The organism is Lapillicoccus sp. (assembly GCF_036559105.1).
GTDB lineage: Bacteria > Actinomycetota > Actinomycetes > Actinomycetales > Dermatophilaceae > Lapillicoccus.
Genome location: NZ_DATBTV010000015.1, coordinates 80,115 through 102,487, shown reverse-complemented (window position 1 = coordinate 102,487; position 22,373 = coordinate 80,115). Strand labels below are relative to the sequence as shown.

Sequence of the window (22,373 nt, the reverse complement as noted above, 5' to 3'; positions counted from 1 at the left end):
TGGTGAGTCGTCTTCAAGCAGTGGTGGTGCGGGTATGCGTGCCGGCTGCGGCACGCACACCCCACCGGTGTCAGACCTCTTCGACCGAGCTCGGCTCGCGCCGGGACAGGTCGATGCCGAGCTCCTCCGCCGCGCGGAACACGTCCTCGTCGGCTTCCTTCATCTCAATGGTCTGGCCATCGGTCGACAGGACCTCGACGTTGAGACACAGCGACTGCATCTCCTTGAGGAGGACCTTGAAGGACTCGGGGATGCCGGAGTCGGGGATGTTCTCGCCCTTGACGATCGCCTCGTAGACCTTCACGCGGCCCGGGACGTCGTCGGACTTGATGGTGAGCAGCTCCTGCAGCGTGTAGGCCGCGCCGTAGGCCTCGAGGGCCCAGACCTCCATCTCACCGAAGCGCTGGCCACCGAACTGGGCCTTACCGCCGAGCGGCTGCTGGGTGATCATCGAGTAGGGGCCGGTCGACCGTGCGTGGATCTTGTCGTCGACGAGGTGGTGGAGCTTGAGGATGTACATGTAGCCCACCGACACCGCCTCCGGGAACGGCTCGCCGGAGCGGCCGTCGAAGAGCAGCGCCTTGCCGGACCCGTCGATGAGCCGCACACCGTCGCGCGTCTCGTTGGTCGAGTCGAGCAGCCCGGTGATGACGTTCTCGCCGGCGCCGTCGAAGACGGGGCTGGCGACCCGGGTGCCCGGGGACGCCTCATACGCGTCCTGCGGGATCGGCTTGGCCCAGTCGGGCTGCCCGACGACCTTCCAGCCGCGCGAGGCGGCCCAGCCGAGGTGCAGCTCGAGGATCTGGCCGACGTTCATCCGGCCGGGCACGCCGAGGGGGTTGAGCACGACGTCCACGGGCGTCCCGTCCTCGAGGAACGGCATGTCCTCGACGGGCAGGATCTTGGAGATGACGCCCTTGTTGCCGTGGCGGCCGGCCAGCTTGTCGCCGTCGGTGATCTTCCGCTTGTTCGCGACGTAGACGCGGACCAGCTGGTTCACGCCCGGGGGCAGGTCGTCGCCCTCGTCCTTGTCGAAGACCTTGACGCCGATGACCGTGCCGGTCTCGCCGTGGGGGACCTTCAGGGACGTGTCGCGGACCTCGCGCGCCTTCTCACCGAAGATCGCGCGGAGCAGCCGCTCCTCGGGGGTGAGCTCGGTCTCGCCCTTGGGCGTGACCTTGCCGACCAGCAGGTCGCCGTCGCGGACCTCGGCACCGATCCGGATGATCCCGCGCTCGTCGAGGTCCGCCAGGACCTCCTCGGAGACGTTGGGGATGTCCCGGGTGATCTCCTCCGGGCCCAGCTTGGTGTCGCGGGCGTCGACCTCGTGCTCCTCGATGTGGATCGAGGAGAGGACGTCGTCCTGCACCAGACGCTGGCTGAGGATGATGGCGTCCTCGTAGTTGTGGCCCTCCCACGGCATGAACGCCACGAGGAGGTTCCGGCCGAGTGCCATCTCGCCGTTCTCCGTCGCCGGGCCGTCCGCGATGACCGTCCCGACCTCGACCCGCTGACCGTCGTCCACGCGGACGATCTGGTTGTAGCAGTTGCCCTGGTTGGACCGGTCGAACTTGGCGATCCGGTAGGTGAGGTTGGTGCCGTCGTCGTTGGCCACGGTGACCAGGTCGGCGCTCACCTCGGTGACGACACCGGCCTTGGACGCGATGACGACGTCACCGGAGTCGACCGCCGCGCGGAACTCCATGCCGGTGCCCACGAGCGGGGCCTCGGACCGGACCAGCGGGACCGCCTGACGCTGCATGTTCGAGCCCATCAGGGCACGGTTGGCGTCGTCGTGCTCGAGGAACGGGATGAGCGCGGTGGCCGCCGAGACCATCTGCCGCGGCGAGACGTCCATGTAGTCGACGTCGGCGCCCGGGATGTACTCGACCTCGCCGCCCTTGGTACGGACGAGGACGCGCTCCTCGGCGAAGTGGCTGTCCGCGGTGAGCGGCTCGTTCGCCTGCGCGATGACGTGCTCGTCCTCCTCGTCGGCCGTGAGGTAGTCGACCTCGTCGCTGACCTTGCCCTTGGTCACCTTGCGGTAGGGGGTCTCGACGAAGCCGAACGCGTTGATCCGCCCGTAGGACGCGAGCGAGCCGATGAGGCCGATGTTCGGGCCCTCAGGGGTCTCGATCGGGCACATCCGGCCGTAGTGCGACGAGTGGACGTCGCGGACCTCCATACCGGCACGGTCACGGGACAGACCACCCGGGCCGAGCGCGGAGAGACGCCGCTTGTGCGTCAGACCCGACAGCGGGTTGTTCTGGTCCATGAACTGGCTGAGCTGCGACGTCCCGAAGAACTCGCGGATGCTCGCCACGACCGGGCGGATGTTGATCAGGGTCTGCGGCGTGATCGCCTCGACGTCCTGGGTCGTCATCCGCTCGCGGACGACGCGCTCCATCCGGGACAGGCCCGTGCGGACCTGGTTCTGGATGAGCTCGCCGACGCTACGGAGGCGACGGTTGCCGAAGTGGTCGATGTCGTCGACCTCGACGCGCAGGTCGATGTCGTGGCCGTCGCGACGGCCCTTCATCGACGACTCGCCGGCGTGCAGCACGACGAGGTACTTGATCGTCGCGACGATGTCCTCGATGGACAGCGTCGACGAAGACAGCGGTGCCTCGAGCCCCAGCTTCTTGTTCAGCTTGTAGCGGCCGACCTTCGCGAGGTCGTAGCGCTTGCCGTTGAAGTAGAGGTTGTCGAGCAGCGTCTGCGCGGCCTCCTTGGTCGGCGGCTCGCCCGGACGCAGCTTGCGGTAGATGTCGAGGAGCGCGTCGTCCTGACCCTGGGTGTGGTCCTTCTCCAGGGTGAGCCGCATCGACTCGTAGTCGCCGAACTCCTCGAGGATCTGCGCCTCGGTCCAGCCCAGCGCCTTGAGCAGCACCGTCACGGACTGCTTGCGCTTGCGGTCGACGCGGACGCCGACCATGTCGCGCTTGTCGATCTCGAACTCCAGCCAGGCACCCCGGCTGGGGATGACCTTGGTGGTGTAGATGTCCTTGTCCGAGGTCTTGTCGGCGGTCCGCTCGAAGTAGACGCCCGGGCTGCGGACGAGCTGCGAGACGACGACCCGCTCGGTGCCGTTGATGATGAAGGTGCCGCGCTCGGTCATGAGCGGGAAGTCGCCCATGAACACGGTCTGGCTCTTGATCTCGCCGGTGTTCGTGTTCATGAACTCGGCGGTCACGAAGAGGGGCGCGTCGTAGGTCTGGTCACGCTCCTTGCAGGACTCGATCGTCTTGCGAGTCTCCTCGAAGCGGTGGTCGCGGAACGAGAGCGACATGGAGCCGGAGAAGTCCTCGATCGGGGAGATTTCCTCGAAGATCTCCTCGAGGCCGGAGCGGTCGGGCACGTCGGTGCGGCCCGCCTCCTTGGCGAGGGCCACTCGGGCCTGCCAGCGCTCGTTGCCGAGCAACCAGTCGAAGCTCTCCGTCTGGAGAGCCAGGAGGTCTGGAACCTCCAGGGGTTCGCGAATCTGGGCGAACGACAGACGGCCTGAGGCCGTCCGTGCGGTGGACACATTCTGGGACGCGGTGCGCGAGGCAGCCAAGGAGGGTCCTTCCACGGGCCTTACTGAACTTGAGTTGTCAGCGCGACCTGCTCCCGTGGCCTTGCGCACCGGGCTCGAAACGGCATCGTGGTGGATTCACGGATCTCACCGTGAGGGCTCGCCCCGGACAGCCGGTAGGGGACCGGATCGGGACACCACGAAGCGCTTGAGTGGACGAAGGTTGCGGGCAGAGGCAGCGCAAAGCGACAGCATACTCACACAGGGCATGCTTGTCCAGTCGAGTCAAGTCCCCGTCCGCGGACGCCCGCCCGGTCACCGTGAAGATCGGGGCTGCGCTCCAGGCAGGACGGACCTGTCGAGAACGGCACGACTATGGACCCTTGCCGCTCGCGCGTCAAGCAGGGCGGCGCAGTTCGGTGTGTCTTCGCAGGTCACAGCGCCGCGAAGCGGTCGGTCGCGGCCACCATCAGGGCGTTCATCCGGTCAGAGCCCAGGTGCCCGACACCGTCGACGATGTGCAGCTCCGCGCCCGGCCAGCGACCCGCAAGGTCCCACGCCACGTCCGCCGGGCCGGCCAGGTCGAGCCGCCCGTGGCACAGCACGGCGGGGACGCTGGCGAGGAGGTACAGCCGGCTGAGGATGGCGTCGTCGGGCTGGAAGGCGGCGTTCCCGAAGTAGTGGGTCACGGTCCGGGCGAAGCCGTACCGGAAGTTGGGGTCCGCATACCTCGGGCTGCTCCAGACCCCGGGCACGGCGGCCGACTCGAGGCTCGCGATGGCCTCCTCCCACTCGCACCAGGCGACCGCGGCGTCGAACCGCACCTGCGGGTCCGGCGACGCCAGCAGCCGCGCGTATGCGGCGGCGAGGTTGTCGTCGCGGTCCGGCTCGGGCAGGGCGGCAAGGAAGCGCTGGTGGGCCTCCGGGAAGTACCGGCCCACGCCTCGCGTCAGCCACTCCACGTCGACCGTGCGGGTGAGTGTGACCGCCCCGAGGACCACCGCCCGGACCCGCTCGGGGTGGGTCACCGCATACGTCAGGCCGAGGGTCGCCCCCCAGGAGCCACCGAGGAGGAGCCACCGGTCGACCCCGAGGTGGTCACGCAGCCGCTCCAGGTCGGCCACGAGATGGGTCGTCGTGTTCACCGACAGGTCGGTGGCGGGCTCCTGCGTCGACGGAGTGCTCCGGCCGGCGCCGCGCTGGTCGAGCAGGACGACGCGGTAGCGCTCCGGGTCGAAGAACCCCGCCCACCAGGCGCTGGCGCCCGAGCCCGGGCCGCCGTGGAGGACGACGGCGGGCACGCCGTCGGGGTTTCCGCGCACCTCGACGTGGAGCCGCTGCCCGTCGCCGACGTCGAGGAGGCCCTCGTCGTGGGGCGGGGTCGGCTCGTACATCCGGCCGACTCTAGACACACACCCGCCGCGCTCGACTGGCAGCCAAGGCCCTGGGCTGCCCCTGGAGCACCAGTCGAGGACCTCGACTGGCAGTCGAGCCGGATCCACGACAACAGGACGGGCCCGACCGCGTGTGCGGTCGAGCCCGTCCGGAGTGTGCGCTTACGCGCGCGGGGTCACTTGAGGGTGACGGTCGCGCCCGCAGCCTCGAGCTGGTCCTTGGCCTTCTCGGCGGCGGCCTTGTCGACCTTCTCGAGGACCGGCTTGGGAGCGCCGTCGACGAGGTCCTTGGCCTCCTTGAGGCCGAGGCTGGTGAGCGCGCGGACCTCCTTGATGACCTGGATCTTCTTGTCGCCGGCCGCCTCGAGGACGACGTCGAACTCGTCCTGCTCCTCGACGGCAGCGGCCTCGCCGCCGCCTGCGGCCGCGCCCGGGGCGGCAACGGCGACCGGAGCCGCCGCGGTGACCCCGAAGGTGTCCTCGAACTGCTTCACGAACTCGGAGAGCTCGATGAGGGTCATCTCCTTGAAGGCGTCAAGGAGCTCGTCGGTGCTGAGCTTCGCCATGGTGGCGTTCCTTCCTGTTCTTGCCTGAGTGGCGTGGTGGATGAGCTGAGCCGTGACGGCTCAGGCGGTGTCGCCACTCGTGGCGACGTCCTGGGGGGTGGATTCGTCGGCTGGAGCCGCCGCGTCCTGGGGGGTGCTGTCGTCGACAGCGTCCTGCGGGGTGACGACGTCCTGCGGCGTCGCGTCCTGTGGAGTTGCGGCGTCCTGCGGCGTCGCGTCCTGCGGGCCGCCCTCGGCCTCGACCTTGGCCCGGAGCGCCTCGATGAGTCGGGCGCTCTGGGTCAGCGGTGCGGCGAAGAGGTAGACCGCCTTGGTCAGCGACGCGTTCATGGCGCCGGCGAGCTTGGCGAGCAGGACCTCACGGGACTCGAGGTCCGCGAGCTTGGTGATCTCGGCGGCCGACATGGCCTTGCCGTCGAGGACGCCGCCCTTGATGACGAGCAGCGGGTGGGCCTTGGCGAAGTCGCGCAGGCCCTTCGCCGCCTCGACGGGGTCGCCGGTGACGAAGGCGATGGCCGTCGGCCCGACGAGCTGGCCGTCGAACGCGGTGACCCCGGCCTCCTGGGCCGCGAGCTGGGTGAGGGTGTTCTTCACCACGGCGTAGGTGGCGTGGCCGCGCAGCGTGCCGCGCAGCTCGGACAGCTGCTTGACGGTCAGGCCGCGGTACTCGGTGAGCACCGCCGCGTTCGAACCGCGGAAGCTGTCCGCGAGCTCGGCGATCGCCGCCTGCTTCTCGGCGGTGGCCATGGGGCCTCCTTCTGCGTTGCGGGGGGTGACCGCGCGGCGGGTTCGAAGGCCCTCACGAGAAGGCCCCGGCGCGAGGCGCACGGGGCGGAGCCGCATCCGGATCGAGTCCGGGTATGCGAGTCGGTTCGTGGCCTGCGCAGGTCGCCCGCACTCGGTGCGGACCTTCGGTCTGTCTCCCTGGGGACCAGGGCGGCAGACGACCGGCGGTCAGTGGTCGTCGTCCAGAGTACGGGCCGGACGGCGCCGGGGTCAAAACGGCGCGTCAGCCCGTCGGCAGCGAGAGCGCTCCGACCTCGTCGGCGCTCGGGACGGTCACCTTGACCGGGGCTCCCCAGTCGCGGTAGACGACGGTGACCGTCTGCCCGGCGAGGGTCACGGTCATCCGGGTCGGCCGGTCCTGGTCGTCGACCGACAGGTCCAGTGGGACGGGTCCGGCGGCCTGCCCGCTCGCGGCCGTGACCGCATACCGCGTGGTTCCGCCCTGCCGCTCGACGACGGCCGCCTGGCCACCCGGGAACGCTGAGAGGGCAGCCCTCGGGTCGCTGGCCGCACCGCCGATCTCGCGAACGGCGCGGCTGACGACATCGGTCTCGTTCGGCTCGACGCGCGCCCAGGTCTTCCCGGTCGCGAGTGCGGGCGGGAGTCCCTTGACGAAGGTCCCGTTGTCGGCGTAGACGGCGTCGATCTGGGAGCCGACCATGGCGAACGTCGCCTGCGACACCTGGTTCTGGCCGTTCGGGTAGGCGAACTTCAGGGACGCCGTCACCGGTTGGCTGCCGGTCATCGTCACCGTCCCCGTACCGCTGCCGGCCTTGACCATGGCGGCGTGGACCCGGCCACCGAGGACGGCCGGGTCGACCGGACCGGTGCTCGTGGCCGAGGGCGAGGCCGGTGCGGAGGTCGGTGCCGAGGCGGTCGTCGCGGTCGTGCACGCACCGGCCGCGAGGAGGGTGAGCGCCAGGGCGACGCCGATCAGCGCGCGGTCGGGCACCGGGGAACGGTACCGCGACCCTGCTCTCGCGACACCGTCACCCCGGCTGGCGGGTCACGGCGAGGGTCGCACCACCATCGCCGAGCCTCCGCCACGCCGCGTCGTCTCCGCGGCTGCCTCGAACCGGTTGCCACCGAGCGGGTGGATCGCGGTGACCGCCCCGATCTCGTTGGGCGTACCGGCGGACACGAGGTTGTGACCGAGGGCCCGGAGTGCGTCGCCGTCAGGACCGGTCAGGATCGGTGGTTCCGCACCCTCGGCCCCGTTCCGGGAGGAGAGTCGCGCGGCGGCGATGGCGTCCACGAGGGACAGGTTGCGGTCGAGGTAGCCGAGGATGGTCTGGCTGACCGAGGTGATGATCGTCGCGCCACCCGGGGAGCCGACGGTGAGGTACGGCTTGCCGTCCTTGAGCAGGATGGTCGGGCTCATCGAGGAACGCGGGCGCTTGCCCGAGCCCGGCAGGTTGGGGTCCGGCACCCCAGGAGTGAGCGGCGTGAAGTTGAAGTCGGTCAGCTCGTTGTTGAGCAGGAAGCCGTAGCCCGGCACGGTGATGGCGGAGCCGCCGGTCTGCTCGATGGTCAGGGTGTAGGAGGCCACGTTGCCCCACTTGTCGGCGGTGACGAGGTGGGTCGTCGACTCGCCCTCGTAGGGCTCGCCCTGCCGACTGCCGGACGTGGGGCACGAGGTGTACGAGCCGTCCGGGCTGCCGAACGGTATCGGCCGCGGTTGCGCGGTCGCGGTACTGAAGAGGCAGGCCCGCTCGGCGGCGAACGCGTCGCTCGTCAGCTCCTTGACCGGGACGACGGTCTGGTCGCCGACGTAGCGGTTCCGGTCGGCGAAGGCCGTCGCGGAGGCCTCCGAGAACCAGTGCAGATAGTTGGCGTTGTCCAGGCTGGAGAGCCTGGTGCCGGTCCTGGCCTCGTACGCCTCGATGAGGTTGAGAATCTCGGCGACGGCGATGCCGCCGGAGCTCGGCACCGGCATACCGTAGACGTCGAATCCCTTGTACTGCGAAGTGATCGGGGCCTTGGTGAGCGCCTCATAGGCCCGCAGATCCGCCTTGGTCAGCTGCCCCTTGAGGACGCTGACCCCCGGTGCGGTCGTCGGGTTCTGCGCCTGCGCGACGATCGCGTCACCCATCCGGCCCCGGTAGAGCCAGTCGGTGCCGAAGGCGGCGAGCTCGAGGTAGGACCGGGCCAGTTCCGGGTTGCGGAAGGTCGAACCGACGGCCGGCGGGTTGCCGCCGGGCAGGAAGACCTGCTTGGTCGCGGGGAACTTGGCGAAGCGGGTGGCGTTGGCCGCCGTCTGGTCGTAGAAGGTCTGGTCGACCGTGAACCCCTTGTAGGCCAGCGCCGCAGCGGGTAGGAGCAGCTGCGAGAGGCGCATGGTGCCGAGATTGCGGGCGGCCTTGTCCCACAGGGCCGGCGTGCCGGGAGTTCCGACGGACAAACCTGAGGTGACCACCGTGTTGAAGTCGAGGGCCTTGCCGGCCGAGTCCTGGAACACCGCCGGGGTGAACGACTTGGGGGCGGTCTCTCGGCCGTCCAGCGTGGTGACCTTCTTGGTCTTCGCGTCGTAGTAGACGAGGAAGCCGCCGCCGCCGATGCCGGCGCTGTAGGGCTCGGTGACCCCGAGAGCCGCCGCTGTGGCCACGGCCGCGTCGGCGGCGTTGCCGCCCCTGGCCAGCACGTCGATGCCGACCTGGCTGGCGTCGCGGTCGACCGAGGAGACCGCCCCGCCCGAGCCCACCATGAGCGGCGCCTTGGGCAGGTCGCTCGGTGGTCTACCGTGCCAGCCCTTGTCGGCGAGGGCCGGCGTGGCGGTGGCGACGGTGAGGACGGTGACGGCGCTGAGGCCCAGGACGACGCGACGGCGGAGGCGGCTCATCGCTCGACCGTAGCCCTGGGTAACGGCTGTGCGCGCGTTGAGAGTGTCGGGTTTTGACCAGTTCTCGGTATGCGGCTGACCACGTCACCCTGGGACGGCGAAGGGCCCGGAGCCGGTCGGCTCCGGGCCCTTCGTCGGGCACCGTCAGGCGTTCACGGACTCCGCGTTGTCCTCGGCGAGGAGGTTGCGGGTACGCCGGAAGTCCAGCGGGATACCCGGGCCCATCGTCGTGGTCAGGGTCGCCTTCTCGATGTAGTGGCCCTTGGAGGACGACGGCTTGAGCCGGAGGATCTCCTCCAGCGCCGCCGCGTAGTTCTCCACGAGCGACGTCACGTCGAACGACGCCTTGCCGATGATGAAGTGGAGGTTCGCGTGCTTGTCGACGCGGAACTCGATCTTGCCGCCCTTGATGTCGGTCACGGCCTTGGCGACGTCCATGGTCACGGTGCCGGTCTTCGGGTTCGGCATCAGGCCACGAGGGCCGAGGACCTTGCCCAGCCGGCCGACCTTGCCCATCATGTCCGGCGTCGCGACGACGGCGTCGAAGTCGAGCCAGCCACCCTGCACCTTCTCGAGCATGTCGTCGGAACCGACGAAGTCGGCTCCGGCCTCACGCGCCGCCTCGGCCTTGTCGCCGTTGGCGAAGACCAGCACGCGGGCGGTCTTGCCGGTGCCGTGCGGGAGGTTGACGGTGCCACGCACCATCTGGTCCGCCTTGCGCGGGTCGACGCCGAGACGCATCGCGACCTCGACCGTCGAGTCGTACCTGGTGGTGCTGGTGTCCTTCGCGAGGCGGATGGCCTCGAGCGGGCTGTAGACCTTGCCGTCCTCGATCTTGTCGGTCGCGGCGCGGTATGCCTTGCTGCGCTTCATGTTCTGCTCCTTCGTTGCTTCAGGGAGTCGTGGTTCGCGGACCAGCGCTGGTCCTGCCACTACGCCGGGAGTTTCCCGGCGGGTCTTCGGGGGTGCTCGGGGGCCGTGCCCCCGAGGGCGTCAGTAGCCGGGGGTGTTGATGCCCATCGACCGGGCGGTGCCGGCGATGATCTTGGCGGCGGCCTCGACGTCGTTGGCGTTGAGGTCCTCCATCTTCTGCTCCGCGATGGCGCGGACCTGGTCGGGCGACAGGGTCGCGACCTTGGTCTTGTGCGGCTCGCCGGAGCCCTTGGGGACGCCTGCGGCCTTCTTGATCAGCTCGGCGGCCGGCGGCGTCTTCGTGACGAACGTGAACGACCGGTCCTCGTAGACGGTGATCTCGACCGGGATGACGTTGCCGCGCTGGGACTCCGTCGCAGCGTTGTACGCCTTGACGAACTCCATGATGTTGACGCCGTGCTGGCCGAGGGCCGGACCGACCGGCGGCGCGGGCGTGGCCGCACCGGCGTTGATCTGCAGCTTGATGAAGCCGGAGATCCGCTTCTTCTTGGGAGGCATGCTGTGGTGTCGCTTTCGTTAGTGGGCCTACGCCGTGGGCGATGACCCGGTTGCAGTTCCCGCCCGGAGTGCCGTGCGGGGGACGTCCCTCGGTCAGATCTTGGCGACCTGCGAGAAGGACAGCTCGACCGGGGTCTCCCGGCCGAAGATCGAGACCAGAACCTTGAGCTTCTGGGTGTCGGGGTTGATCTCCGAGATCGTCGCGGGGAGGGTCTCGAACGGGCCCTCCATGACGGTGACGGACTCGCCGACCTGGAAGTCGACGACCTGGGTCTCCTTGGCCTTGCCGCCGCCGCCCGAGGTCCCGGAGCCACCGGCGGAGGCCGGGGTCTCCAGGTCGGGGGCGAGCATGGTGAAGACCTCGTCGAGGCTCAGCGGAACCGGCTGGTGCGCGTTGCCGACGAAGCCGGTCACACCCGGGGTGTGCCGCACGGCGCCCCAGCTCTCGTCGGTGAGGTCCATCCGGACCAGGACGTAGCCGGGCATGCGGACGCGGGAGACGAGCTTCTTCTGCCCGTTCTTGATCTCGGTGACCTCTTCCATCGGCACCTCGATCTCGAAGATGAAGTCCTCCATGTTGAGGGACTGGATCCGCGTCTCGAGGTTGGTCTTGACCCGCTTCTCGTAGCCCGCGTACGAGTGCACGACGTACCAGTCGCCGTCCTTGAGCCGCAGCTGCCGCTTGTACTCCTCCACGGGATCGGCTGGCGCCTCATCCGTGGGGCTCCCCTCCGCCAAGGAATCGCCCGGGTCCAGGTCCGAGGGCTCGACGTCTGCGAACTCGTCATTCTCTGCGTTGTAGTCCGCGATGTCCTGGGCGGCGTCGCTGTCGACGGTGTGCACCGTCTCGGCCGCGTCGAGCGCGCCGAAGTCCTGGTAGGGCTCGGACTGGGTGGGGGTGTCGAGCTGGGTGTCGTTGTCGGACACGCTGCTGCCTGCTTCCTGTCTGAAGAATCGGTGGTTCGGGCCGTCTCGCTGCGCGGCTCAGCCCGCGAGGAGGAGCAGCATCAGCCGGTGGAAGACGAAGTCGAGGCCCGCGACGATCGCCATGATGACCAGGACGAAGACGATGACGACGATCGTGTAGTTGAGCAGCTCCGAACCGGTCGGCCGCACCACCTTGCGCAGCTCGTCGATGATCTGGCTGATGAAGAGGCCGAGGGACTGGAACAGCCGGCTGACCGGGTTGCCCTGACGGGGTCGCCGCTGGGCGGCGCGGCCGGACCCACGGTTGCCCGCGCGTGCTTCGGTCATTCGCTCCTCCTCTCCCTCTGGTGGTGATCTGTGCCTGCATCGCAGGGCAGGAGGGACTCGAACCCCCAACCGCCGGTTTTGGAGACCGGTGCTCTACCAATTGAGCCACTGCCCTACGTGGACCCAGGCTGGGCGGGTCCACGGGCGGCCGACCTGACCCACCCCGACGCATACCGTTTCACGGGCATGCCGGAGCAGGGCGGCAGGCCACCACCGAACGGACAGCATACGGGACCGCGCCACGTGCTCGCGAACCCGTGAGAGGCCTCGACCTCGGCCCGGAGCGGGGGCTGAGCGGTGGAAGGATGATCACCGTGAGCATCCCGCCCGCCATCACCCGGACCCCGCTGGCCGACCTGAGCGAGACCGACCTCACCGCGTTCCTGGACGAGAGACGGGCGGAGTATGCCGCGCTCAAGGCCCGGGGCCTCGCGCTCGACCTGACGCGCGGCAAGCCGTCCAGCGCCCAGCTCGACCTCGCCGACCGCCTGCTCGAGCTCCCGACGACGACCCGGGACCGGGCCGGGGCGGACGTGCGCAACTACGGCGGGCTCGACGGGCTGGCCGAACTGCGGGAGATCTTCGCCGAGCTGCTCGGGGTGGAGCCCCAGCAGGTGGTCTGCGGCGGGAACTCCAGCCTCACGCTGATGTGGGACGTCCTCGCCTACCTGCTCCTCTTCGGGGCTCCCGAGTCCACCCAGGGGTGGTCGCAGGACGAGAAGGTCACCTTCGTCTGCCCCGTCCCGGGGTACGACCGGCACTTCTCGATGCTCGCCGACTTCGGCATCGAGATGGTGACCGTGCCGATGCACGCCGACGGCCCGGACGTCCCCGCGGTCGAGGCGCTGGTTCGCGACGACCCGAGCGTCAAGGGCATGTGGGTCGTCCCGACCTACGCGAACCCGTCGGGCGCCGTCTGCTCGCAGGAGGTCGCCGCCGCGCTCGCATCGATGCCCACGGCAGCGCCGGACTTCCGGATCTTTTGGGACAACGCCTACGCCTTCCACCACCTCACCGAGGAGGAGGCCAAGAGCGCGGACATCCTCACCCTGTCCGCCGCCTCGGGGAACCCGAACCGGCCGCTGATGTTCGCGTCCACCTCGAAGATCACGTATGCGGGCGCCGGGGTCTCGGTGTTCGCGGCGTCCACGGAGAACAGGACGTGGTACCTCAAGCACCTCGCCATGGCGGCGATCGGCCCGGACAAGGTGAACCACCTGCGGCACGTCGAGTTCTTCGGCTCGGCGGACGGCGTGCGCGACCACATGCGCCGGCACCGCGAGATCATCGCGCCCAAGTTCGCCGCGGTGGACGTCGCCCTGACCTCGGCGCTGGAGGGTCTCGGGGTGGCCGAGTGGACCCGACCCACCGGCGGGTACTTCGTCAACCTGGACGTCCTCGACGGCACCGCCTCGCGGGTGGTCCAGCTGGCCAAGGAGGCCGGCATCGCCCTCACCCCGGCCGGGGCGTCGTTCCCCTACGGCCAGGACCCGCGCGACCGGAACATCCGGCTGGCGCCGACGTTCCCGTCGCTGGAGCAGGTGGAGACGGCGATGGCCGGCGTCGGCACCTGCGTGGCGCTGGCCGCTGCGGAGAAGCTGGCCGTCGGCGTCTGACCCTTCCGCGTCGCCGCGGACAACTGGACGGGAACGAACCGCCGTTTCGGCTGAAACCACCGGACAAACCGGACTCGTTCCAGTCCCGCAGGACCAGGCCACCGCCTCCTCGCGACCCCATTCGGCACGGGTGGCAGAGTGGCCGGTATGAGCGACGACCAGCTCCAGCCGGACGACACCCTGGACGACAAGTACGACGAGCCGGGACACGAGGACACGCTCGACGGCGGCTACGACCCGCCGGACCGGCCGCGGGGGTCGATGGCCTGGGGCGTCACCGCCTGGGAGGAGTCCCAGGAGGAGACCATCGAGCAGCGGATCAAGCAGGAGATCCCCGACCCGGACTCGGCCTACGGCGCGCCCGACAACGAAAGCGGCCTGGACGACGACACCGACATGCTCGGCGGTGACGACCCCGACGCCATCCCGGCGGACGACGACTTCGTCGGGGACGGCGGCCGTCAGGTCGGCCGGCTCGTCGCGCCCGACGAAGGGTTCGGGGAGGACCGGGAGAAGGACGAAGTGGCCGAGGACGTGGGCTTCGACGGCGGGGTCGCCTCCCCCGAGGAGTCGGCCATGCACATCGCCACCGACGAGCCCGGCGACTACGCGTCCAGTTTCGGGACCGACGATGACGGGGACGATGAGGGGCTGACCGAGGCGACCGCATACCGGATCGAGAACGAGGACCCGACGAACGAGCTGGACTCGCTCGCGCCGACCGACGAGTGAGCGAGCCCGACCCTCCGCGCCGCGACGTCGCGGCGCTCCCCAAGGCGCACCTGCACCTGCACTTCACCGGGTCGATGCGGATCGGCACGCTTTTCGACCTGGCGCAGGAGCGCGGCATACCCCTGCCCGAGGCGTTCACCGACGAGTGGCCGCCGCGGCTGCACGCCACGGACGAGCGCGGCTGGTTCCGGTTCCAGCGGCTCTACGACCTGGCCCGGTCCTGCGTCCGCGGGGAGGCCGACCTGCGCCGGATCGTGCGTGAGGCGGCCGAGGACGACGCCACCGAGGGCTCGCGGTGGCTCGAGCTGCAGGTCGAGCCGTCGTCGTACGCCCCGCACGTCGGTGGCATCACCCCCGCCCTCGAGATCATCCTCGACGAGGCGGCGCAGGCCACCCGGGCGACCGGGACGGGGGTCGGTGTCGTTGTCGCGGCCAGCCGGATCCGGCACCCCCTCGACGCCCGCACCCTCGCGCGCCTCGCCGTACGATATGCCGGTGACGGCCCGGGCACCGTGGTGGGGTTCGGCCTGTCGAACGACGAACGCCGAGGGTCGTTGCCGGACTTCGCGCCGGCGTTCGAGATCGCCCGGCACGGCGGACTCGCGCTGGTCCCCCACGGCGGCGAGCTGCTCGGGCCGGCGTCGGTGGTCGACACGCTCACCGTGTTCCGGCCGGACCGGGTCGGCCACGGGGTGCGGGCGAGCGAGGACCCGGCCGCGCTGGACCGGGTGGCCGAGTCGGGGGTGACCCTCGAGGTCTGCCCGGGCAGCAACGTCGCGCTGGGGGTCTACGCCGACCCGGCGCAGGTCCCGCTCCGGGCCATCGTCGACGCCGGGATCCCCGTCGCGCTCGGGGCCGATGACCCCCTCCTGTTCGGCACCCGGCTCGCCGCGCAGTACGTGCTGGCCCGCGACGAGCTCGGTTTCAGCGACGTCGAGCTGGCGGCTCTCGCCCGGCAGAGCATCGAGGGCAGCCGGGCACCGGCTGCCGTCCGGAAGTCCGCATCGGCCGACGTCGACGCCTGGCTGGCGGGCTGACCAGACCGACGTTCCGGTCGACGTCGATTTGGCGACCGCCCGACGCGCAAGGCACGCTGATCGCCATGAAGACTGCCTTGGCCGTCGTGCCCGCAGCCGTCATCCTCCTGGCCGGCTGCGCTTCTGGCAGCGGCGGCGCCGACACCCCGTCGCCGAGTGGGACGGTGGCCGCCGTCGACGCCGTGACCGCTCCCGGGACCACCTCGAGCAGCACGACCGCGCCGGCCCCGACGTCCGCGAGCGCCACCGCCGCCGACGTGCCGACAGCCTTCCCGACGACGTTCAACGACGTGAACCAGACCATCTCGGACCCGGACCTCAAGGACTCGATCACGGTCAAGCGCCTCGCCCGGGCCCTGCCCTGGCCGGCCGGCTACAAGGCGTCGGCCCAGGCGTACGAGCTCGTCGCGCTGGAGCTGACCTGGACGCCGTCCAAGGACTACACGATCCCGATCCGCAAGCAGGACTTCGCCATCAACACCGGCAGCCAGTTCCCCAACACCCCGGACCCGATGGTCGACGACGCGATCAAGACGGCCGGGTTCGTGCTGCTGCCGGACCAGGTCGACAAGGGCGACCCGGTCACCGGATGGCTGGTGTTCAAGGTCGACCCACGCAACGCAGCGAAGCTGACGCTGGACTACACCCGGCCCGCCGTGCAGATCAGCGGAACCCGAACCTCGTTCCCCGCCAAGACGTTCAGTGTCGGGATCGTCGGCTGAGCCGTCGGTCTAGACGGGTCCCCGTGAAGGATCGGAGCGAAGCGTGGGCCCTCGCAAGGTTCGGAGCGAAGCGAAGAGCATTGCCGGGAGAACTTCGTGGGGTGACTAGAGGCTGACGCCGACGAGCACCGGCTCGTTGACCAGCCGGATCCCGAACGCCGTCTCGACGCCTGCTCGGACCTCGCCCGCGAGTGCGAGGACGTCGGCCGTGCGGGCGCTCCCGCGGTTGGTCACCGCCAGGGTGTGCTTGTCGGAGAGGGCGGCTGGGCCGGGGGTTCCGAAGCCCTTCTCGAACCCCGCCCGCTCGATGAGCCAGGCGGCGCTGGTCTTACGGCGGCCGTCGGGTTCGGGCCAGACCGGAAGCTCGGGAGCGCTGTCGCCGAGCCGGTGGCGGACGCGGTCGGCCAGCGCCTCCATGTCCCCGGCCGAGAGGATCGGGTTGGTGAAGAACGAGCCGCAGCTCCACGTGTCGTGGTCGGCGGCGTCCAGCACCATCCCGCGCCGGCGCCGCTGCTCCAGGACGGCCGCGCGGGCGTCGGCGAGCGGAACCCGGGTGCCGAGCTCGACCCCGAGCGACCGGGCCAGATCCGCATACCGGACCGGTTCGGAGAGGTCGGCGACCCGCAGCTGGAAGAGCACGTCGAGCACCACGAACCGCGTCGGGTCGCGCTTGAACCCCGAGTCCCGGTAGGTGAAACCGCAGTCGGACCCGAAGAGCGTGCGCACCTCGCCGGCGCGCCGGTCCCAGACGCGTACCTGGGCGACCGTCTCCGCGACCTCCTGGCCGTATGCGCCGACGTTCTGGATCGGCGTCGCACCGGTCGAGCCGGGGATCCCCGAGAGCGCCTCGATCCCCGCCCACCCCTGGTCGACAGCGTGGGCGACCACGTCGTCCCACGGCTCGCCGGCCGCAACGCGGACGTTGGCGCCGCCGCAGCGGTCGTCGGACTCCACCTGTATGCCGGTCGTCTCCACCCGCACCACGGTGCCGGGGAAGCCCTCGTCGGCGACCACGAGGTTGGACCCGCCGCCGAGGACGAGCAGCGGCTCCCCCACTTCGTGGGGGGGCCCCCAGTCGGCGTCGTCGACCTCGTGGACCGCGTCGACCAGCTCGTCGGTCGTGTCGACCCGGACCAGCCGGGCGGCCGGCCCGCCGACCCGCATCGTCGTCAGCGTCGCGAGGTCGACTCCGTGCTCTTCACGCATCCGGGGCGGGTCCGCGGCCGGTCAGTCGAGCTGGACGACCGCGAGCGCGCGGCCGAGCACCTTGTCGCCACTGCTGATGGCGGTCAGCTCGACGGTGGCGCGCTTCGCCTCGGCGTCGACGGCCTTGACGACCCCCTCGACCGCCACGTCGGCGCCGCCCTCGTAGGGCACGACGACCGGCTTGGTGAACCGCACCGAGTACTCCACGACGCGTCCGGCGTCCCCCACCCACTCGGAGACGACGGTCACCGCCGACCCCATGGTGAACATCCCGTGGGCGATCACGTCGGGCAGGCCGACCTTCTTGGCGAACCGTTCGTCCCAGTGGATCGGGTTGCGGTCCAACGACGCTCCCGCGTACTGCACCAGCGTGGCCCGCTCGATGTGTACGGTCCGACCCGGGATGCTCTGGCCGGCCTCCACGTCGGCCAGGCTGAGAATCTCGCCCATCACTCGCCTCCTCGGATCACCAGGGTGGACACAGCGGTGCAGACCGGCTCGCCCTCGACGCTGAGCTCGGTGCGCGTGGTGACCATGGCGTGGCCGCCGGCGGCGCGGACGGCGTCGACGTGGAGCACCCCGACGACGTCGTCACCGGCGGTCAGCGGCCGGTGGTGGACGAACTTCTGCTCGCCGTGGACGACCCGGCTGTAGTCGATCCCGGCCTCGGGGTCGCGAACCAGCTGGCCGTCGCACTGCATCGAGATGAGAACCGCGAACGTCGGCGGCGCGATGACGTCGCGGTACCCACGCGCCTGGGCCACGGCCCGGTCGACGTGCACGGGGTCGGTCGAGCCGACCGCCTCGGCGAACTCCCGGATCTTGGCGGAACCGACCGCATACGGCTGGGTGGGCGGGTACTCACGCCCGACGAAGTCCTCGTTGACCGGCATACGAATGACCCTAGTGGGGTGGCCTAGTGCGCAGTGGAGGGCAGGTCGCGTGCGGTGTCGTAGCGCCAGAACGGGCGGACCATGAGGCCCGCGACGATGACGACGGCCATGCAGGCGACGCCGCCGGCGACCCACGAGAAGGTGGGGTTGGTGACGGCCGCAGTGGCGCCGGCCCGTACGTCGCCGAGGCGGGGGCCACCCGCGACCACGGCGATGAACACGCCCTGCATCCGGCCGCGCATCTCGTCGGGGGCGTAGGTCTGGAGGATGGTCTGCCGGTAGACCGCGCTGACCAGGTCGAACGCGCCGGCCAGGGCGAGCAGGGCGACGACGAGCCACAGCTGCCCGACCAGCCCGGACACCGCGACGGCGGCGCCCCACCCGACGATCGCGAGGGTGAGCGCCCGACCCTGGCGCCGGACCCGACCGATCCACCCGCTGGAGAGACCGGCGATGACCGCGCCGATGGCGATCGCGGCGTAGAGCGGCCCGACCTGCCCGCCGAACCGGGCGTCCGCGACCGCGGGGAAGAGCGACCGTGGCATGGCGAGAACCATGGCGGCGATGTCGACGGCGAAGCTCATGACGAGCACGGGGCGCACCGCGATGAACCGAAGCCCGTCCGCGACCGCCCGCCAGTCCGGCCGCTGGACCTCGCCCTGCGGCGGGATGGCGGGCAGCTTCAGCACCGAGTACAGCGCTGCAGTGAAGAGCAGCGCGTCGGCGGCGTACGCGAGGGCGAACCCGTTGGGCAGGACGAGCAGCAGTCCCGCGAGCAGCGGTCCGACCACCTGGCCGACGTTGCCGACGGTGAAGTTGAGCGTGTTGGCCGCCGGAACCAGCTCGGTCGGGACGATGCGCGGGATGATCGCGCCGCGGGCCGAGGACGCCACCGCGAACATCCCGGACTGGACGAAGACCAGCGCGAGGATCAGCCAGATGTTCTGCAGGTCGAGCAGGGTCTGGACCAGCAGTGCCAGGGTCACGACCCAGCCGCCGATCGACGACCACAGGTAGAGGACGCGGCGGTCGACGGCGTCGGCGATCGCGCCGCCGTAGAGCCCGAAGACCACGATGGGGACGAGGCCGGCCAGTCCGACGAACCCGACGTACAGCGGCGACGCGGTCAGCGCCCAGATCTGCACCGGGACGGCGACCTGGGTGAGCATCGAGCCGATGAACGAGGTGCCCTGGCCGATGAGGATGCGCCGGTACTCGGGGATCCGCAGCGGCCGGGTGTCGACCGCGTGTCGACCCAGCAGGTCGCGCAGGCCCCGGGCCTCTTCCGCCGGGTTCTCGGCGGCCACCGGCGCGTCGAACGGGTCCTCCGGCCGGTCACTCATTCGGGGGATCCTCCCACGGTGGTTGCACACGCAAACGACCGCCCCCGGGTGTCGGGAGCGGTCGGTGTGCGACGAGAGCAGCCTGGTGGCCGCGGGAGATCGGCTGGGGTCAGCGGGTCTCGCGGTGCTCCGTGTGCTTGCCGCAGTTGGGGCAGAACTTCGTCAGACCCAGGCGGTCGGGGTCGTTGCGACGGTTCTTCTTGGTGATGTAGTTGCGGTGCTTGCACTCCGCGCACGCCATGGTGATCTTGGGGCGGACGTCGACAGACTTGCTGGCCACGGGTGACAACCTGCTCTCGGGTACGGGGTTGAGCGCGTCAGGCGCGCAAAGTCAACGCACAAGGGTAGGCCGACATTCCGGCATACCCCTAATCGAGTAGCGGGAGCGGGGCTCGATCCCGCGACCTCACGATTATGAGTCGTGCGCTCTAACCAGCTGAGCTACCCCGCCATGCGTGATGCAGAGCCCCCAAACGGAATCGAACCGTTGACCTTCTCCTTACCATGGAGACGCTCTACCGACTGAGCTATAGGGGCCGGTGGTGCCTGTATCGCGACGGCGAGACTACACGGTGCCGGAGGGCCTCCGGAAATCGAAAGGCGTGTCTCAGGGCGCCAGCCGGACGGCCCCGTCGACGAAGGACGAGACCTCGCCGAGCCGCGGCAGGAGCATCGCCTGGTAGGCGTGGTAGACGTCCGGCTTGCCCTCCCAGACGTGGCTGGACGGACGGTTCTGCGGGTCCAGCTCGTGCCGCCAGGATCCGTGCGCCTCGTCGACGAAGTACTCGCGGGCATGCTCGACCCACCGGTCGAACCACTGCCGGTATGCCTGTGCCTGCTCCTCGTCGTCGGCGAGCAGCGCGAGGGTCCAGGCGGTGGCGATCGCCTCGGTGACCACCCAGTGGAGGCGGTCGGCGACGACGGGCTTCGCGTCGAAGTCGGTCGTGTAGACGAACCCGTCGGTCTGGTCGCGCTCGGCGTCGGCCTGCTGCCACCCGTCCTCGACGGCGCGGTCGAAGAGGGATCGGGCGTCGTCGAGCAGCCAGGCCGGCGGCTCGACTCCCTCGCGGATCAGCGCGGTCCGGACGTGGAGGGCGAGCCGGGCCCACTCCATGAGGTGGCCGATCGTCACGCCGTAGGGACGGAACCGGTCGCCGGGCTGGTCCAGGTTGTAGTCGAGCACCGGCCGCCACTGCTCGTCGTAGTGCTCCGGGAGGCGGAAGGCGTTCCCGCGGGCGAACTCGTGGACGACGTGGCTGACGATGCTGAGCGCCCGCTGCAGGTGCACCTCGTCGCCGGTCAGGTCGTGGGCCGCGAGGAGCGCCTCGACGGTGTGCATGTTGGCGTTGACGCCGCGGTAGGGGTCGGCGCGCAAGAAGGGGCGGTCGTAGACGTCGACGGCCAGGCCGTCGGCGTCACGCCAGAAGTAACGGTCGAAGACGCCGAGCGCGTCCTCGAGGATCGGCCGGGCCTCGTCGTGGCCGGCGGCGACCGCCGAGGCGCTGGCCAGGACGACGAAGGCGTGAGCGTAGGCCGGCTTGGTGTCGTCGTCCGCGACAGAGGTCCCGTCCGGGCCGGCCGTCACCGACGCGTACCAGCCGCCGTACTCGGCGTCGTGCAGACGGCTACGCAATGCCGCCAGTCCGTCGGCGACGAGAGGGCGGCACGTCGTGTCACCGAGGATCTCGGCGAGCGCCAGGACGTGGAGCATCCGACAGGAGATCCAGAGCTCCACCGGACGGTCGAGGAGCGGGTTGCCGTCGTCGTCGAGCCAGGCGAACCCGCCGTCCGGATGCGGGCTCCGCTTGGCGAACGCGACCAGGGACGTGGTCTGCCCGACGAGGAACTCGAGGTCGGCCTCCGAGAGGCGGGTCGCCGATGTCGCCGAGGGGGGCATGTCGGTGAACCTACTCGCCCGGCTCGGCTCCCAGCCAAGCGTCTCGGCTCCCTGGATGTGAGGAGTCAAGCCGCCCGGCTCCCAGCCAAGCCAGGCGGTTCTGGCGGCCTCCGTTCACGCCGTCAGTCGACGGGACCGCTCGACGGCCCGTCGGATCCGCGTGGCCAGCTCTTGCGGCGAGTCGAGGTCGCTCCAGACCACCCGGACGACCTCGTAACCCAGCTCCCGCAGCCGGTCCTCGCGGCGCTTCTCCTGCCAGAGCACCTCCCGTCCGGCGAGTCGGCGCCCGAACGGGTCCACCTCATCGACGGAGCGGCCGTACTTGACCTGCCCGTCGAACTCGATGACGACGGGAGCACCCTCGACCAGGAAGTCGACGACGGCGTTGCTGCCGGGGATGCGCACCTGAGGCGTCGCAGTGATCCCGAGCAACCTCAGCGCGTGGGCCAGCCGAGTCTCGCCGGGCGACTCGTGACGACCGTCCGCGTGACGCAGCATGTCCGCTATGCCCTGCGAGTAGGGATCGCCATGGACTTGTTGGACGGCCGCCTCGAGATCGGTGCGCGCAGCCATCCCCAGACGAAGGGCGCCGTCGGCGGCGACCAGCGCGGACAACGGTCCTGCCGAGAGCCCGTGCTGGACGGCGGCGAACGCAGGAATGACGGTCTCCGTGCTCTGGAAGGTGGTGGGAACAGCACGGCCGATACGGACCGACCGCTTGACCCGCGTTGGTCCGGCCGTGCGCCTCGACAGCCGGACGACGCCGAGGTCGGCCCCCAACGACGGCAAGCCGAGGAGCAGCAGAGCGCTGTGATGACCGGCGACGACACGGCCACCATGGGCCCGAAGCATGGCTCGGGTGGTCAGGATGTGACGCTCGGCGTCGTCAAGGACGGGGCCGGATGCGTACCAGCCGAACGCCAACGGGGTCAGGACGTCGGCCTTGACGAGGGCCGTCACGGTGCGCCGGCCCAGACCGGCACCGCGCAGGTCGGCCACGCTGGCGATCCCGTGCCGGTCGGTGGCGTGCATCCAGTCGTCCATGGTTTCGAGCCTGGCGGATCGGTGCCGCCGCCGGGTTGACTCGAGCCTCGCCTGTGGAAAACCGTGGTGACCTTCGGGCTCGGCTCTCCGCCAGGCGAC

At 70.2% G+C, this 22,373-nt stretch carries 21 protein-coding genes and 3 tRNA genes; 4 read left to right on the top strand and 20 right to left on the bottom strand.

What is annotated here, in order from left to right; genetic code table 11:
* Positions 1 to 70: 70 nt before the first annotated feature.
* From rpoB to VIG79_RS02105, 11 genes are all read right to left on the bottom strand, one after another.
* A complete protein-coding gene (rpoB, locus tag VIG79_RS02155) occupies positions 71 to 3,556 on the bottom strand; it encodes a DNA-directed RNA polymerase subunit beta (RefSeq protein ID WP_331881528.1) in 3,486 nt (1,161 codons plus the stop codon).
* A gap of 392 nt (positions 3,557 to 3,948) precedes the next feature.
* Entirely contained in the window at positions 3,949 to 4,908 is a 960-nt protein-coding gene (gene pip / locus VIG79_RS02150; RefSeq protein ID WP_331881525.1) for a prolyl aminopeptidase, read from the bottom strand.
* A gap of 176 nt (positions 4,909 to 5,084) precedes the next feature.
* Positions 5,085 to 5,474, bottom strand: coding sequence for a 50S ribosomal protein L7/L12 (gene rplL / locus VIG79_RS02145; RefSeq protein WP_331881522.1), 390 nt, complete (start codon positions 5,472 to 5,474; stop codon positions 5,085 to 5,087).
* Positions 5,475 to 5,534: 60 nt separating this feature from the next.
* Positions 5,535 to 6,221 (bottom strand): 50S ribosomal protein L10, encoded by a 687-nt coding sequence (rplJ, locus tag VIG79_RS02140; protein WP_331881519.1) that lies wholly within the window; start codon positions 6,219 to 6,221, stop codon positions 5,535 to 5,537.
* A 262-nt stretch (positions 6,222 to 6,483) separates the two neighbouring features.
* Positions 6,484 to 7,212, bottom strand: coding sequence for a hypothetical protein (locus VIG79_RS02135; protein ID WP_331881516.1), 729 nt, complete (start codon positions 7,210 to 7,212; stop codon positions 6,484 to 6,486).
* A gap of 54 nt (positions 7,213 to 7,266) precedes the next feature.
* Complete coding sequence (gene ggt, locus VIG79_RS02130) at positions 7,267 to 9,099, bottom strand: gamma-glutamyltransferase (RefSeq protein WP_331881514.1); 1,833 nt, start codon at positions 9,097 to 9,099, stop codon at positions 7,267 to 7,269.
* A 144-nt stretch (positions 9,100 to 9,243) separates the two neighbouring features.
* Positions 9,244 to 9,972 (bottom strand): 50S ribosomal protein L1, encoded by a 729-nt coding sequence (gene rplA / locus VIG79_RS02125; RefSeq protein WP_331881512.1) that lies wholly within the window; start codon positions 9,970 to 9,972, stop codon positions 9,244 to 9,246.
* A 120-nt stretch (positions 9,973 to 10,092) separates the two neighbouring features.
* Positions 10,093 to 10,530, bottom strand: coding sequence for a 50S ribosomal protein L11 (gene rplK / locus VIG79_RS02120; protein ID WP_331881509.1), 438 nt, complete (start codon positions 10,528 to 10,530; stop codon positions 10,093 to 10,095).
* 93 nt (positions 10,531 to 10,623) lie between these two features.
* The gene (nusG, locus tag VIG79_RS02115) at positions 10,624 to 11,457 is read right to left on the bottom strand and encodes a transcription termination/antitermination protein NusG (RefSeq protein WP_331881505.1); all 834 of its coding nucleotides are present in this window, start codon (positions 11,455 to 11,457) and stop codon (positions 10,624 to 10,626) included.
* 57 nt (positions 11,458 to 11,514) lie between these two features.
* Positions 11,515 to 11,784, bottom strand: coding sequence for a preprotein translocase subunit SecE (gene secE / locus VIG79_RS02110; RefSeq protein WP_331881503.1), 270 nt, complete (start codon positions 11,782 to 11,784; stop codon positions 11,515 to 11,517).
* A 42-nt stretch (positions 11,785 to 11,826) separates the two neighbouring features.
* A tRNA-Trp gene (locus VIG79_RS02105) sits at positions 11,827 to 11,899 on the bottom strand.
* Positions 11,900 to 12,098: 199 nt separating this feature from the next.
* Between VIG79_RS02105 and VIG79_RS02100 the strand changes: the two genes are divergently transcribed.
* From VIG79_RS02100 to VIG79_RS02085, 4 genes are all read left to right on the top strand, one after another.
* The gene (locus VIG79_RS02100) at positions 12,099 to 13,400 is read left to right on the top strand and encodes an aminotransferase class I/II-fold pyridoxal phosphate-dependent enzyme (RefSeq protein ID WP_331881500.1); all 1,302 of its coding nucleotides are present in this window, start codon (positions 12,099 to 12,101) and stop codon (positions 13,398 to 13,400) included.
* Positions 13,401 to 13,547: 147 nt separating this feature from the next.
* Positions 13,548 to 14,132: a DUF5709 domain-containing protein gene (locus tag VIG79_RS02095; protein ID WP_331881498.1), complete on the top strand. Its 585-nt coding sequence runs from the start codon at positions 13,548 to 13,550 to the stop codon at positions 14,130 to 14,132.
* A complete protein-coding gene (locus VIG79_RS02090; protein ID WP_331881496.1) occupies positions 14,129 to 15,169 on the top strand; it encodes an adenosine deaminase in 1,041 nt (346 codons plus the stop codon). The genes VIG79_RS02095 and VIG79_RS02090 overlap by 4 nt, the downstream gene beginning before the upstream one ends.
* A 65-nt stretch (positions 15,170 to 15,234) precedes the next feature.
* The gene (locus VIG79_RS02085) at positions 15,235 to 15,891 is read left to right on the top strand and encodes a hypothetical protein (protein WP_331881493.1); all 657 of its coding nucleotides are present in this window, start codon (positions 15,235 to 15,237) and stop codon (positions 15,889 to 15,891) included.
* A gap of 105 nt (positions 15,892 to 15,996) precedes the next feature.
* On the opposite strand, the gene VIG79_RS02080 is transcribed toward VIG79_RS02085, so the two are convergent.
* From VIG79_RS02080 to VIG79_RS02040, 9 genes are all read right to left on the bottom strand, one after another.
* Positions 15,997 to 17,097, bottom strand: coding sequence for a UDP-N-acetylmuramate dehydrogenase (locus VIG79_RS02080; RefSeq protein WP_331881490.1), 1,101 nt, complete (start codon positions 17,095 to 17,097; stop codon positions 15,997 to 15,999).
* Between the two features lie 21 nt (positions 17,098 to 17,118).
* On the bottom strand, positions 17,119 to 17,547 hold the full coding sequence (locus tag VIG79_RS02075) for a MaoC family dehydratase (RefSeq protein ID WP_331881487.1): 429 nt from the start codon (positions 17,545 to 17,547) through the stop codon (positions 17,119 to 17,121).
* Positions 17,547 to 17,990, bottom strand: coding sequence for an FAS1-like dehydratase domain-containing protein (locus VIG79_RS02070; protein WP_331881484.1), 444 nt, complete (start codon positions 17,988 to 17,990; stop codon positions 17,547 to 17,549). Before VIG79_RS02070 ends, VIG79_RS02075 begins: the two co-directional genes overlap by 1 nt.
* Before the next feature lie 23 nt (positions 17,991 to 18,013).
* Complete coding sequence (locus VIG79_RS02065) at positions 18,014 to 19,333, bottom strand: MFS transporter (RefSeq protein WP_331881481.1); 1,320 nt, start codon at positions 19,331 to 19,333, stop codon at positions 18,014 to 18,016.
* Positions 19,334 to 19,442: 109 nt separating this feature from the next.
* Entirely contained in the window at positions 19,443 to 19,613 is a 171-nt protein-coding gene (gene rpmG / locus VIG79_RS02060; RefSeq protein ID WP_331881479.1) for a 50S ribosomal protein L33, read from the bottom strand.
* 97 nt (positions 19,614 to 19,710) lie between these two features.
* Positions 19,711 to 19,784 (bottom strand) — tRNA-Met (locus VIG79_RS02055).
* 13 nt (positions 19,785 to 19,797) lie between these two features.
* Positions 19,798 to 19,870: transfer RNA gene (locus VIG79_RS02050), tRNA-Thr, on the bottom strand.
* Between the two features lie 70 nt (positions 19,871 to 19,940).
* The gene (locus VIG79_RS02045; RefSeq protein ID WP_331881476.1) at positions 19,941 to 21,230 is read right to left on the bottom strand and encodes an AGE family epimerase/isomerase; all 1,290 of its coding nucleotides are present in this window, start codon (positions 21,228 to 21,230) and stop codon (positions 19,941 to 19,943) included.
* A gap of 114 nt (positions 21,231 to 21,344) precedes the next feature.
* On the bottom strand, positions 21,345 to 22,274 hold the full coding sequence (locus tag VIG79_RS02040; protein ID WP_331881473.1) for a hypothetical protein: 930 nt from the start codon (positions 22,272 to 22,274) through the stop codon (positions 21,345 to 21,347).
* Positions 22,275 to 22,373: the final 99 nt, after the last annotated feature.